Genomic DNA, 13,698 nt, shown 5'->3' on the forward strand with positions numbered 1-13,698 from the left:
TTGATCATGCTACCAGCCGATGGCCTTGGGCAACCACAGCGCGATCTGCGGATAGAAGAACAACAGCAGCAGCGCCAGGAACTGCATGGTGATGAAAGGGATTACGCCCTTGTAGATGTCCTTGATCGTCACCTCCGGCGGCGCCACCCCCTTGAGGTAGAACAGCGCCCAGCCGAAAGGCGGCGTCAGGAAGGAGGACTGCAGGTTGACCGTGATCAGCATGGCCAGCCAGACCGGGTCTACACCCTGGGCCAGCAGCACCGGCAGGAACAGGGGCACGGCGATGTAGCTGATCTCGATCCACTCGATGAAAAAACCCAGCACGAAGATCAGGAACATCATGAACCAGATGTCGCTGTTCACGCCGCCGGGCAGCAGATCGAACATGCGCGTGATCAGGTCTTCGCCATGCAGGCCACGAAAAGCCAGCGCGAAGACCTGGGCCGTCATGAGGATGAGCATCATGATGGCGGTGATCTTGCTGGTATCCAGCGCCACGTCCTTCAGAACCTTCAGGGTGAAGCGACCCGTGAAAACGGTGATCAGCACGGCACCGACGGCCCCCATGGAAGCGGCCTCGGTCGGCGCGGCGATACCGCCGACGATGGAACCCAGCACGGCCACCACCAGCATGATGGGCGGCACCACGACTTTCCAGAAGCGGATCCAGAGCTGGCGGCGCGAGACCCCGTCGCGCTCGTCCTGCGGAATCGGCGGCATCAGATCGGGCTTGAGCCAGCCCAGCACCAGCAGGAAGATGATGTAGACCGCCGACAGCAGCAGGCCGGGGCCGACCGCGGCGGCAAACAGCGTGCCCACCGAGAGCTGCATGATGTCGGACAGCAGGATCAGGATCAGGCTGGGCGGGATGATCTGGCCCAGCGTGCCCGAGGCGCAGATGGCACCACAGGCGATGCTCTTGTTGTAACCACGCTTGATCAGCGTGGGCAGGGTCAGCAGGCCCAGGGTGATGACAGTGGCGCCGACGATGCCGGTGGTCGCCCCCATGAGCACGCCGAACAGGATGATGCCCACGCCCATGCCGCCGCGCACGCCGCCGGCGATGTGGCCCATGACATCGAGCAGGTCATCCGCCAGGCGGGACTTCTCCAGCATCACGCCCATGAAGACGAAAAGCGGAATCGCCATCCATTGGTAACCGGCCACGATGCCGTAGAAACGCGCTGGCAGCAGGCTGAACAGCCCGTCACCAAAGCCCAGGTAGCCGAAGATGAAACCCACGGTCGCCAGCGTGGTGGCCACCGGAACGCCAAGCATCAACAGGGCGAAGAAGGCCACCAGCATCAGGATGGCATAGGTCTGCGGTTCAAACATGGCCACCCTCCACCGACTGTGCACGCTCGTGAAACAGGCGCAACAAGGCCGCCACCGTCTGCAGGGCCACCAGGCCGTAGCCGATCGGGATCAGCGACTTGACGATCCAGCGCAGCGGGATGCCCCCGGGGTCGGGTGAGCTCTCCTGGATGGAATAGGCCTGCATCACGTAGGCGATCGACACCTTGACGAAGATCAGCGCCACCGCCAGCATGAGCAGCAGCGAGATCACGTCGACGATGAATTTCTTGCGCGCCGAGTAGTTCGCGTAGAACAGGTCCACGCGCACGTTGTCGCCACGCTGCAGGGCGTAGCACATGCCCAGCAGGATGAGCGCGGCCAACAGGTGCCACTCCAGTTCCTGGGCCCAGACCGAACCGAAGCTGAAGGAGTAGCGCAGCAGAACATTGACCGCGACCAGTCCGATCATGGCCAGGGCCACCCAGAGGGTGGCCCGCCCGACGACATCGACCAGCGATTCAATCTTCTCCATCACGGAGGTGATCGCCTTGTTTTTCATGAAATACCTTTCGCATAGACCTCTGCAAACCCCTCGCCCGTTCGGGCTGAGCTTGTCGAAGTCCTTGTTATGGTTGGCAATGCGCTTCGACGGGCTCAGCGCGAACGTGGTGGTACGGACCCTCGTTCAGCCGCGGACCTTGGTGTGGTACTGCTCTTCGCTGACCTCGACCCAGCGGTCGTACTTGGCCTTGAAGCCCATGTAGGAGTCGTGCACCTTCTTGACCAGCGGGTCCTTGGCCACGGCCTCGGCCAGCACCTTCTCGGTCTCGCTGCGCAGGGCCTTGATCACCGCATCGGGCAGGGGCTTGGCGATGACCTTCTGGTTCTTGATCAGGTCTTCCATGGCTTCCGAATTGGCCTTCTGGCACCAGCCTTCGCTGATCACGTTGCAGGCGGCCGAGGCGTTCTGCACGATGGCCTGCAGGTCCTTGGGCAGCTTGTCCCAGGCGGCCTTGTTGATCAGCAGCTCGGAGACGGTGGCCGCCTCGTGCCAGCCGGTGGTGTAGTAGTACTTGGCCGCCTTCTGCAGGCCCAGGCGGCGGTCCTGGTAGGGACCGACGAACTCGGCCGCGTCGATCACGCCGCGCTCCAGCGCCGGGAAGATCTCCCCGCCGGGCAGCACCTTCACGTCCACACCCAGGTTGGCGTAGACCTTGCCGGCCAGGCCGGGGATGCGCATCTTCAGGCCCTTGAGGTCGGCGACGCTCTTGATCTCCTTCTTGAACCAGCCCGTCATCTGCACGCCGGTGTTGCCGCAGGGCATGGCCACCATGCCGAAGGGTGCGTAGACCTCGTTCCACAGATCGATGCCGCCGCCGTCGTAAAGCCAGCCGTTCATGCCCTGGAAGTTCAGGCCGAAAGGCACGGCGGTGAAGTACTGGGCGGCAAAGGTCTTGCCGGTCCAGAAGTAGCTGTTGGCGTGGTTCATCTCCACGGTTCCGGCACGCACGGCATCGAAGCCTTCGAAAGCCGGGATCAGTTCACCGGCGCCGAAGACCTGGATCTTCAGGCGTCCGCCGGACATGTCATTGATGCGCTTGGCCAGATCGGTCGCGCTGCCCGGGCCGTCCATATAAAAGGGCGAGCCCTTGGGGTAGGCACTGGTCATCTTCCAGTTGAAACTCTGCTGCGCCTTGGCCACCATGGGGAAGGCCAGCGCGCCGGCAGCGGCGCCGGCAGTCACGCTCTTGGAAACAAACGAACGACGGTCAAGTTTCATGGGAAAGCTCCTGGGTTGTGGATGGATGACACCCTGTCCGCAAGGAGCGTGCCTGAGTCAGGGCACTGACGATACTGGGGTTTGCACCATGTTGGGGCAAGCCTCAGTTTGTATGCATGCTTATCGTTCCGTTTGCAGCCACTGCACCAGTTCGGTCACCGCAGCATCGGTGGCTGCCCCCAAAGCGCGCACGCCACCGGCCGCGTCGGCACTGGCGGCGGGCTGCTGCAGCTGCAGTTCGCGCTGGGCCAGCAGCTGCTCGCCAGCGGCCGTGCGCTGCAGCAGCGTGGCGCGCAGGCGCAGCAAACCTGCACTCTGCTCCGCACTGCTGAAAAGCTGGCTGAACTCTTCCAGCTCGATGAGCAGCAGGCGCGGCGCCACATCACCGGGGGTCAGTACAAACTGCCGGCCCAGGCCCTCGCGCAGGCGCTGCTGCACCAGTTCAGCCGGCACCATGGCCCAGCGTGCCTGGCTGTAGGCACGCAATTGCTGCGCATCGGCATACGCCAGGCGATACAGCATGGCCGGGCTGTCCAGCGCCGGACTGGCCTGCACGCGCAAGGTCAGCAGCGGCCGCGTGCCCGGCGCTGGCTGGGTAAGAACGGCAGCGGCCGGGCCAAAGTCATAACGCAGCGGTGCCGCAGCGCGTTCGGGCAAGCCGGCACAGGCCGACAGCAGGGCGGCCGACAACAGCAGCGTCCACCGGACAGCGCTGCGGAAAGGGGCGGCTGTTTGGGTCACGTCGTCTCTCCTCATCGCGCACCTCGCGGCACGACAAAACCGGGCTCGCCCGGACCGGGCAGGGCCAGGGCGGGACCGTAGATCAGGGCCTGGGGGTTGTCGTCCAGCGTGGCGGCGGCGCGCCCCACCTGGCGCACCGAGCGGCCGGCGTCATCGAGCGCGCGGTTCAGGCGCGGCAGGCTGGACTGCTGCAGGGTCTGGCCGGTGCTCGCCAGCGACCCCACGCCCTGCTGCAGCTGGTCCAGCGTGCCGCCGGGCTGCTGCAGGCGCTGGGCCAGGCGCGCATAGTGGTCGGCCGTCTTGCGCACCTGCTCGGCACTGGCGCCGACGCTGTTGGCCGACTCGCGCATGGCCTGGAAGGAAACACGGGCCTCCTGCATGGCCGGCGGCACGGCGGCGGCGGCCTCGCCCAGGGCATCGATGCTCTTGCGCAGGGCGCGCTGGTTCTCGGGTGCCAGCAGCAGGTTGACGCGGCGCGTGGTCTCCTCCAGCTGCTCCAGGACGCGGCCGCCCTGGGCCGACCACTGCTCCATCAGCCCCGCCCGCAGCGGGATGCGCGCCAGCGCACTGCCCGGCTCGGGCTGCAATGCGCCGGGTGCCTCCCCCGTGTCGTCAAGCTGCACAAAGGCAATGCCGGTCAAACCCTGGTAGCCCAGCGTTGCGTAGGTGGAGCGCGTCACGGGCGTGTCGGGCTCGACATCCACAAGCACCAGCACCAGGCCCGGCGTCTTGGGGTCGAGGTCGATCCGGGCCACCTTGCCCACCTTGACGCCGCGGTAGCGCACGGCGGCCTGCGGCTGCAGGCCGGTGATAGTGCTGCGCGTGACGATCTCGTAACGACGCATGCCGCCCGTATCGCGGGTCAGCCAGACCGCCAGAACAATCAGCAGCGCTGTCACTCCGAGGACAAATACGCCAGCTGCGATCGCGTGTGCCTTGTTCTCCATAGGGGTTCTTCTAACCTTTCTGGTCCATGTCCGGCAACAGGGTTTGCGCGCGTCGTCCGCGTTCGCCCTGGAAGAAATCCTGCACGAAGGGATGCTTGAAGCGCGCCACCTCCCGGGCCGGCGCGCTGACGACCACCTTCTGGTCGGCCAGCACCGCCACCCGCGTGCTCAGATCGAAGATCGTATCCAGATCGTGCGTGACCATCACCACCGTCAGTCCCAACTCACGGTGCAGGGAACGCAGCAGACGGCACAGGGCGTCGGCGCTGTCAGGGTCCAGGCCGGCCGTGGGTTCGTCCAGCAACAGCAAGGGCGGGTCCATGATGAGCGCGCGCGCGAGTGCGACGCGCTTGATCATGCCGCCGGAGAGATCCGAGGGCATCTTGAGCGCCTGGACCGGCTCCAGCCCCACCAGCTGCAGCTTGACCAGTGCCGCGTCACGCACCAGATCCGGCGGCAGCGTACCCAGTTCCGTCAGGGGAAAGGCTATGTTCTCCAGCACGCTGAAGGCGAGAAAGAGCGCGCCATGCTGGAACAGCATGCCCACCCGGCTGCTTGCTCCCGGCTCGGTCATGCGCGAGGCCGGCTGTCCCAGCACCGTGACCCGGCCGCTGCTGGGTCGCTCCAGCCCCAGAATCTGGCGCAGCAGCACGGTCTTGCCGCTGCCCGAAGCCCCGGCGATGGCCAGCACTTCCCCCTCTTCGACCCGCAGGTCAAGGTCGCGGTGCACCACCGCCTGCCGGCCGGGCGAACGGAACACCGTGCTCAGGTTCTCGATTTCGACGACGGTGCGGCCGCTCATATCAAGACCCCCACGCTCGGCATGGCATGTCCTCGCTGGACGTGTCTCTGCAAGACGCAGAGACTCTTCCTTCCGTCCATGCCTGCGTTGGCAGGCATGGAGCCGCGGGCGTCAGCCCCAAGGGAGGCCCTCGCGCCTTCGGGCGGCCGTGTGGTGCTCATATCCCCACGTTCCTGAACACGACGGCGAACAGCGCGTCCACCAGAATCACGAGGGTGATCGACACCACCACCGACGCCGTCGTGCCCTGCCCCAGGCTCTCGGTGTTGGGCTTGATGCGCAAGCCGAAATGGCAGCCCACCAGCGCGATCATGAGCCCAAACATCGCCGACTTGGAGGAGGCCAGCGTGAGGTTGGACGGCATCACGGCGTCAGGCAATGCCGTGATGAAGTAAGTGGGCGACACGCCCAGGGTCACGTCCGCTGCCAGCATGCCGCCCAGCAGCGCCGCCGCCGTGGTCCAGACCGACACCAGGGGCATGGCCACCGTCATCGCCAGTACACGCGGCAGCACCAGCCGAAAGCTGCGCGCTATGCCCATCACGCGCATGGCGTCGATCTCCTCCGTCACGCGCATGACGCCCAGTTGCGCGGTGATGGTAGAACCCGAGCGCCCCGCAATCAGGATGGCCGCGAGCACGGGCCCGAGCTCGCGGATCACGGCGATGCCCATGATGTTGACGATGAACGGGTCGGCGCCGAAGAGGCGGAGCTGCTGCGCCATCAGGTAGGCCAGCACCACCCCGATCAGGAAGCCCACCAGCGCCGTGATGGGCAGCGCCGTGGTACCGAAGTGGTACAGGTGCCCGGAAAAGTCGCGCCAGGGCCCCTGCATCGGGTGACGCAGCAGGCGCCCGATGTCCAGCGCCAGCTGCCCCACCAGCCGCAACATGCCCAGCATGTGCCCCAGCACGCTCAGCACCTCAGCCCCGAGCGTCCACCACGCGTGAGCCCAAGCATGTCGTTCGCGCGGCGGCATGGACACCGTGTAGCGCGCCACACGCTCCAGCACCGCACGCTGGGCCGGCAGTGCCTCCAGCCGCGGTGGCCAGCGACGGCCCCAGCTGTTCCAAAGCAACTGGGCGCCCACGTGGTCAAAACGCGTGATCTGGCGCAGGTCCCAACCCGGTGCCACCGCGGGGCCCTGGCACAGGTTGCGCAGCTCCCGGTGCAGGGCCGTCCAGGCTGACGGCACGGCCAGCGCCGCCGCCGTCCACGGCCCCTGCAGCACCGCGTCGCCGCCTTGCGGCTGCGGCTGGCGGCTGATGGTCGGGGACTGCGCGGTCATGGGACTTATGAGTTATGAGGATGTGGCGCTGTCCCTGATGGTAAGCGGGTTTTCGCCGCCACAATAGCGGCATTGCACATACTCCACAGGAGAGCCCATGAGCGCCACCCCCGCCACCGACGAGCTGCTGGTCGAACAGCGCGGTCCCGTGCTATGGCTCACGATTCACCGCGAAGCGCGCCGCAATGCCGTCAGCCACGGCGTGCTGGCCGCCATGGCGCGCGCCATCGACGCGGCCCAGGCGCAGCGCGAGGTCCGCGCCATCGTCGTGACGGGCGCGGGCGAGAAGGCCTTCTGCGCCGGCGCCGACCTGCAGGCCGACCAGGCCTTCACCACCGACTACTCCGAGCCGCACGGCCACGTGGCGCGTGTGCTGCGCGCCGCCCAGGCCAGCACCGTGCCGCTGATCGCGCGCGTCAACGGCGCCTGCATGGCCGGCGGCATGGGCCTGCTGGCCATGTGCGACCTGGCGGTGGCCGCCCGCCACGCGGTCTTCGGCCTGCCCGAGGTCAAGGTCGGCGTGTTCCCGGCCCAGGTGCTCAGCGTGCTGCAACACCAGATCCCGCGCCGCAAGCTGGCCGAACTGTGCCTGACGGGCGAACCGCTGGACTCGGCCCAGGCCCTGGAATACGGCCTGGTGAACTACGTGGACGACGATGTCGATGCCCGCCTGCAGTGGCTGCTGGAGCGCCTGCTCGACAAGTCGCCGGCTGCCATCCGCCGCGGCCTGTACACGATGAAGAAGATCGAGGCCATGGCCTTCGAGGAGGCCATGGCCTTCACCGAAAGCCAGATCGCCCTCTTCACGCTGACGGAAGACGCCAAAGAGGGCCAGGCGGCTTTCAAGGAAAAGCGCAAGCCGGTCTGGCCTGGGCGCTGAGCACAGGCCACCCGGACTTTGACCCACGTCAAATTCCGGACTCGTTGACGGCGTAGCATGGCCCGACTATTCCAACCTAGGAGGAGACGTCATGACATCGAGTGAAGCGACAAGCCGCGCTCCGGCGCGCGAATCCGTCAACGTGGCGGGTCTGCTGGCCGCCCTGGCCGGCCTGATCATCGTCATGCTGCTGCCCAAACCGGCGGGGCTGCCGGTGGCCGGGCAGATCATGCTGGGCCTGCTGCTGTTTTCCGTGATCCTCTGGGTGAGCGAAGCGGTGGACTACGCCATCAGCGCCGTGCTCATCACCACCCTCATGGCCTTCATGCTGGGCCTGGCGCCCAACGCCGCCAAACCTGAGGCCATGCTGGGCACCGGGCCGGCGCTCACGCTGGCGCTGGGCGGGTTTGCCAACACGGCGCTGGCCCTGGTGGCCGCGGCCTGCTTCCTCTCCGCGGCCATGACCATCACCGGGCTGGACAAGCGCATTGCCCTCTTCATCCTCTCCAAGGTCGGGGCACGGACCAACCGCGTGCTGATCGGCGCCATCCTGGTGGGCATCGTGCTGTCCTTCCTCGTGCCCTCGACCACGGCGCGCGTGGCCTGCCTGGTGCCCATCATCATGGGCATCATCCTGGCCTTCGGTGTCGACCAGCGCTCGCGCTTCGCCGGCATGCTGATGATCGCCACGGCCCAGTCCGCCTCGATCTGGAACGTGGGCGTCAAGACGGCGGCGGCGCAGAACATGGTGGCCATCGGCTTCATCGAAAAGGCCTACGGCCAGACCATCACCTGGAGCGACTGGCTGATTGCCGCCGCGCCCTGGTCCATCCTGATGTCCATCGCCCTGTACTTCGTGATGATCAGGATGATGCCGCCCGAGACCAAGGAAATCGCCGGCGGCAAGGAAACCATCCGCCTGGCCCTGCATGCCCTGGGACCGATGAGCTGGGCCGAGAAGAAACTGCTGTTCATCACCCTCACCCTGCTGGCCTTCTGGGCCACCGAGAAGGTGCTGCACCCCTTCGACACCTCGTCCACCACCATCGCCGCCATCGCGCTCATGTTCACGCCAGGCATCGGTGTCATGGGCTGGAAGCAGGCGCAGTCGCGTATTCCGTGGGGCACCATCGTGCTCTTCGGCACCGGCATCAGCCTGGGCACGGCGCTCTTGCAGACCAAGGCCGCGGCCTGGCTGGCCAACATCATCGTCGCCAACCTGGGCCTGGCCGGCGCCTCGGCCTTCATGATCCTGGCCCTGCTCTCGCTGTTCCTGATCGTGGTGCACCTGGGTTTTGCCAGCGCCACGGCCTTGGCCTCGGCCATGATCCCCATCATGATCAGCGTGCTGCAGCAGATCGCCGGCGGCCCCGACGCCGCCCCCATGAACCTGGTGGGCATGACCATGCTGCTGCAATTCGTGGTGAGCTTCGGCTTCATCCTGCCGGTCAATGCGCCACAGAACATGGTGGCCTACGGCACCGACACCTTTGCCGTGCGCGACTTCGTGCGCACGGGGCTGGTGCTCACGGTGATCGGCTTTGCGTTGGTGCTGTTGCTGGGGGCGACGTACTGGCAGTGGATGGGCTACCTGGGCAAGTAAGGCTCAGCGCCAGACCTGTCCCAGCGCCGCCCATGCGCTGGCCAGCACCGGCTCCCCGCGCCGCGCGCGCAGACTGACGAAGCAGAGCTGACAGTCCAGGCTCACCCGGTCCGCCACCACCAGGCCGCGCGCCTGCGCCTCGGTGATGGCGATGGACTCGCGCACCAGGCTCAGGCCTACGCCGGAGCGCACCAGGTCCAGCATGGACGCCTCCTGGTCCACCAGGGCCACCTGGCGCGGGCTCACGCCCAGCGGACCGAAGACACCGGCCAGCAGGCGGTGGTGAGCCGAGGCCGGCGGCGTGGCGATCCAGGGCAGGGCGGCCAGGGCCTTCCAGTCGCGGCCCAGCACCTGTTCGCCCCAGCCAGCCGGCGCCAGCACGCGGTAGCTGAAGTGCGAAAGCACGCGCGCCTCGTACGGCCCCTCCTGCGTTTCCCCCGGCAAGCCCAGGTAGAAACCGACATCCAGTTCGCCGCGCCCGATCTGCGCCAGCACCTCGCCGCTCATGCCCTGGCGCAGTTCGGTTTCGATCTGCGGCGCGGTCTCCACCAGTTCCTTGAGGAAGGCGCCGAGGCGAATGAACTCGGGGTCGAGGATGGTGCCGATGCGCAGGCGGCCGCGCACGGTGCTGTGCAGGCTTTGCGCCGCCTGGCCGAAATCGGCGAGCGCCGCCAGCGCCTTTTCGGCCTGCGGCAGCAGGGCCGCACCGTCGGGCGTGAGCGCCAGGCCGTGCGGCGTGCGCGTGAACAGCTGCAGGCCTGTAAGTTCAGCGAGAGCCTTGAGCTGCAAACTGACGGCCGGTTGGCTCAGGTGCAAACGGGCCGCCGCGCGCGAGACATTGCCCTCCCGCGCCACGGCGACAAAGGCGCGCAAAGCCTGGAGGTCGGGAACGGTAGCCATATTTGAAAAATTTATACCACCATTTTGGGCAAATCATTGGAAAAATGCCTGGATTTCCCCGACACTTCGCCATCCCCGAGGAGACTTCACCATGAGCATTGCAAATATTGACCACTACATCGCCGGCAAGATCGCCGCCGGCACGTCCGGCCGCGCGCAGGACGTCTACAACCCCGCCACCGGCGCCGTCAGCGGTCGCACCGCCCTCGCCAGCGCGGCCGAAGTCGACAAGGCCGTGGCCGTCGCGCAGGCCGCCTTCCCGGCCTGGGCCGACACCTCGCCGCTGCGCCGCGCGCGCATCCTGTTCAAGTTCCTCGAACTGATGAACCACCACCGCGACGACCTGGCGCGCCTGATCACCGCCGAACACGGCAAGGTCTTCACCGACGCCCAAGGCGAGGTGACGCGCGGCATCGAGATCCTGGAATTCGCCACTGGCATTCCGCAGCTGCTCAAGGGCGACTACACCGAGCAGGTCTCCACCGGCATGGACAACTGGACCATGCGCCAGCCCCTGGGCGTGGTGGCGGGCATCACGCCCTTCAACTTCCCCGTGATGGTGCCGATGTGGATGTTCCCGGTGGCCTTGGCCGCAGGCAATACCTTCATCCTCAAGCCCAGCCCGATCGACCCCAGCCCCTCGCTCTTCATGGCCGAGCTGCTGAAGAAGGCCGGCCTGCCCGACGGCGTGTTCAACGTGGTGCAGGGCGACAAGGAGGCCGTGGACGCGCTGCTGGCCCACCATGACGTCAAGGCCATCAGCTTCGTGGGCTCCACGCCGATTGCCAACTACATCTATGAGACTGGCGCACGCAACGGCAAGCGCGTGCAGGCCCTGGGCGGCGCCAAGAACCACATGGTGGTCATGCCCGACGCCGACCTGGACCAGGCGGTGGACGGCCTGATCGGCGCGGCCTACGGCTCGGCCGGCGAGCGTTGCATGGCCATCTCGGTGGCGGTGCTGGTGGGCGACGTGGCCGACAAGATCATGCCCAAGCTGATCGAGCGCACCAAGACACTCAAGATCAAGAACGGCATGGAGCTGGATGCCGAGATGGGCCCCATCGTCACCAGTATCGCGCACCAGCGCATCACGGGCTACATCGAGCACGGCGCCAAGGAAGGCGCCAAGCTGCTGGTGGATGGCCGCGGCTTCCAGGGCAAGGCGGCCGGTGCCGGCTGCTCAGGAGGCTTCTGGCTGGGTGGCACGCTGTTCGACCACGTCACGCCCGAGATGAAAATCTACAAGGAAGAGATTTTCGGCCCGGTGCTGGCCTGCGTGCGTGTGCCCGACTTCGCCACCGCCGTGAAGCTGGTCAACGACCACGAGTTCGGCAACGGCGTGGCCTGCTACACGCGTGACGGTCATGCGGCGCGCGAATTCGCCCGCCGCATCCAGGTCGGCATGGTCGGCATCAACGTGCCGATTCCCGTGCCCATGGCCTGGCACGGCTTCGGCGGCTGGAAGCGTTCGCTGTTCGGCGACATGCACGCCTACGGCGAAGAAGGCGTGCGCTTTTATACCAAGCAGAAGTCGGTGATGCAGCGCTGGCCGGAGAGCATCGGCAAGGGTGCCGAGTTCGCCATGCCTACGAGCAAATGACGCCTTTGCAGTCTTCGCATGCCCCTCAAGCCCGGTGTGCGGGGCGGCGGGGCGGGTGATGTGGCAAAGCGCAGCGCCTCTGAGCCCGCCTCGCCGCCCCGTGCAAGCAGCCCCCGCCAACGCCAGCCCAGCAGAGCCCACACCATGAGCGACATGACGTTCGACTACATCATCATCGGCGCCGGCACGGCGGGATGTCTGCTGGCCAACCGGCTCAGCATGGACGCCAGCAAGCGCGTGCTGCTGATCGAGGCGGGGCGCCGGGATGACTACCACTGGATCCACATCCCGGTGGGCTACCTCTACTGCATCGGCAACCCGCGCACCGACTGGCTCTACAACACCGAGCCGGCCGCCGGGTTGAACGGCCGCAGCCTGCGTTACCCGCGCGGCAAGACCCTGGGCGGCTGCTCCAGCATCAACGGCATGATCTACATGCGCGGCCAGTCGCGCGACTATGACCAGTGGGCGCAGCTGACCGGCGACGACGGCTGGCGCTGGGACCAGGTGCTGCCCTACTTCAAGCACCACGAGGACTACTACAAGGGCGCCGACGCCCTGCACGGCGCCAAAGGCGTGCCGACCGAGCTGCTCGACCTCAAAAAACACCCCACCGACCACTACCGCACGCTGATGCGCCACCACATCACGGGGGGCGAATGGCGCATCGAGAAGCAGCGCCTGCGCTGGGACGTGCTGGACGCCTTTTCTCAAGCGGCGCAACAGGCCGGCATCCCTGCCAGCGAGGACTTCAACCGCGGCAACAACGAAGGCGTGGGTTACTTCGAAGTCAACCAGAAGAGCGGTTGGCGCTGGAACACGGCCAAGGCCTTCCTGCGCCCGAAATGCTACGGACGCCCCAACTTCGAGCTCTGGACTTCGGCGCAGGTGGCGCGCCTGGTCGTGGACACCGCGCCCGATGGCGGCAAGCAATGCACCGGCGTGCAGGTCTGGACCGGCCAGGAGATGGTGACGGCCACCGCCACGCGTGAGGTGGTGCTGACCGCAGGCAGCGTGGGCTCCACGCAGATCCTGCAGCTTTCGGGCATCGGCCCGGGCGAACTGCTGCGCCGCCACGAGGTGCCCGTGGTGCACGAGCTGCCCGGCGTTGGTGCCAACCTGCAGGACCACCTGCAGATCCGCTCGGTCTACAAGGTGCAGGGTGTCAAGACGCTCAACACCATGGCCAACAGCCTGTGGGGCAAGGCCATGATCGGGCTGGAGTACGCAATCAAGCGCAGCGGCCCCATGAGCATGGCGCCCAGCCAGCTCGGTGCCTTCACCCGGAGCGACCCGGCCCAGCCCTGGCCCAACATCGAATACCACGTGCAACCGCTCTCGCTGGACGCCTTCGGTGAACCGCTGCACGGTTTCAACGCCTTCACCGCCAGCGTCTGCAACCTCAACCCGACCAGCCGGGGCACCATCCAGATCCGCAGCAATCGCTTCGAGGATGCACCGGCGATTGCGCCCAACTACCTGAGCACCGAACAGGACCGCAAGGTGGCGGCCGATTCGCTGCGCGTGACCCGTCGCATCGTGGAGCAACCGGCGCTGGCGAAGTACCAGCCGCAGGAATGGAAACCCGGTGTGCAGTACCAGAGCGACGAAGACCTGGCGCGACTGGCCGGCGACATCGCCACCACCATCTTCCACCCGGTGGGCACCACGCGCATGGGACGTGCGGACGACCCCATGGCCGTGGTCGACCCGCAGCTGCGCGTGCGCGGCATCCGCGGCCTGCGCGTAGCCGATGCCGGTGTCATGCCCACCATCACCAGCGGCAACACCAACTCACCGACCTTGATGATCGCCGAGCGCGCGGCACACCTGATCCTGAGCGAGGCCTGAGCAAGCT

12 protein-coding genes are annotated in these 13,698 nt (G+C 66.7%); 4 read left to right on the forward strand and 8 right to left on the reverse strand.

What is annotated here, in order from left to right; translation table 11 throughout:
• Positions 1–9: 9 nt before the first annotated feature.
• The 7 genes from AO057_RS02610 to AO057_RS02640 all read right to left on the reverse strand — a co-directional run bounded on the left by AO057_RS02610 (position 10) and on the right by AO057_RS02640 (position 6,854).
• Positions 10–1,335: a TRAP transporter large permease gene (locus AO057_RS02610; protein WP_057674164.1), complete on the reverse strand. Its 1,326-nt coding sequence runs from the start codon at positions 1,333–1,335 to the stop codon at positions 10–12.
• Positions 1,328–1,855 (reverse strand): TRAP transporter small permease subunit, encoded by a 528-nt coding sequence (locus tag AO057_RS02615; protein WP_057674165.1) that lies wholly within the window; start codon positions 1,853–1,855, stop codon positions 1,328–1,330. The genes AO057_RS02610 and AO057_RS02615 overlap by 8 nt, the downstream gene beginning before the upstream one ends.
• A gap of 126 nt (positions 1,856–1,981) precedes the next feature.
• Positions 1,982–3,076 carry a TRAP transporter substrate-binding protein gene (locus tag AO057_RS02620; RefSeq protein WP_057674166.1) on the reverse strand — a complete coding sequence of 365 codons (1,095 nt, stop codon included), beginning with the start codon at positions 3,074–3,076 and terminating at the stop codon, positions 1,982–1,984.
• A gap of 120 nt (positions 3,077–3,196) precedes the next feature.
• Positions 3,197–3,817, reverse strand: a complete 621-nt coding sequence (locus tag AO057_RS02625) for an ABC-type transport auxiliary lipoprotein family protein (RefSeq protein ID WP_057674167.1) — start codon at positions 3,815–3,817, stop codon at positions 3,197–3,199.
• A gap of 11 nt (positions 3,818–3,828) precedes the next feature.
• On the reverse strand, positions 3,829–4,764 hold the full coding sequence (locus AO057_RS02630; protein ID WP_057674168.1) for an MlaD family protein: 936 nt from the start codon (positions 4,762–4,764) through the stop codon (positions 3,829–3,831).
• A gap of 10 nt (positions 4,765–4,774) precedes the next feature.
• Positions 4,775–5,566 (reverse strand): ABC transporter ATP-binding protein, encoded by a 792-nt coding sequence (locus AO057_RS02635; RefSeq protein ID WP_082605381.1) that lies wholly within the window; start codon positions 5,564–5,566, stop codon positions 4,775–4,777.
• Between the two features lie 157 nt (positions 5,567–5,723).
• On the reverse strand, positions 5,724–6,854 hold the full coding sequence (locus tag AO057_RS02640; RefSeq protein ID WP_057674169.1) for an MlaE family ABC transporter permease: 1,131 nt from the start codon (positions 6,852–6,854) through the stop codon (positions 5,724–5,726).
• Between the two features lie 97 nt (positions 6,855–6,951).
• Between AO057_RS02640 and AO057_RS02645 the strand changes: the two genes are divergently transcribed.
• A complete protein-coding gene (locus AO057_RS02645) occupies positions 6,952–7,734 on the forward strand; it encodes an enoyl-CoA hydratase/isomerase family protein (RefSeq protein WP_057674170.1) in 783 nt (260 codons plus the stop codon).
• A 91-nt stretch (positions 7,735–7,825) separates the two neighbouring features.
• Entirely contained in the window at positions 7,826–9,337 is a 1,512-nt protein-coding gene (locus tag AO057_RS02650; RefSeq protein WP_057674171.1) for a DASS family sodium-coupled anion symporter, read from the forward strand.
• Between the two features lie 3 nt (positions 9,338–9,340).
• Here AO057_RS02650 and AO057_RS02655 read toward each other — a convergent pair whose 3' ends face one another.
• Positions 9,341–10,237, reverse strand: a complete 897-nt coding sequence (locus AO057_RS02655) for a LysR family transcriptional regulator (protein ID WP_057674172.1) — start codon at positions 10,235–10,237, stop codon at positions 9,341–9,343.
• A gap of 91 nt (positions 10,238–10,328) precedes the next feature.
• On the opposite strand from AO057_RS02655, the gene AO057_RS02660 reads away from it, so the two are divergent.
• Together AO057_RS02660 and AO057_RS02665 are read left to right on the forward strand one after the other, a co-directional pair.
• Positions 10,329–11,840, forward strand: a complete 1,512-nt coding sequence (locus AO057_RS02660) for a CoA-acylating methylmalonate-semialdehyde dehydrogenase (protein ID WP_057674173.1) — start codon at positions 10,329–10,331, stop codon at positions 11,838–11,840.
• 144 nt (positions 11,841–11,984) lie between these two features.
• A complete protein-coding gene (locus AO057_RS02665) occupies positions 11,985–13,691 on the forward strand; it encodes a GMC family oxidoreductase (RefSeq protein WP_057674174.1) in 1,707 nt (568 codons plus the stop codon).
• Positions 13,692–13,698 lie beyond the last annotated feature (7 nt).

The sequence above is a fragment of the Curvibacter sp. PAE-UM genome (assembly GCF_001432305.1).
GTDB lineage: Bacteria > Pseudomonadota > Gammaproteobacteria > Burkholderiales > Burkholderiaceae_C > Hylemonella.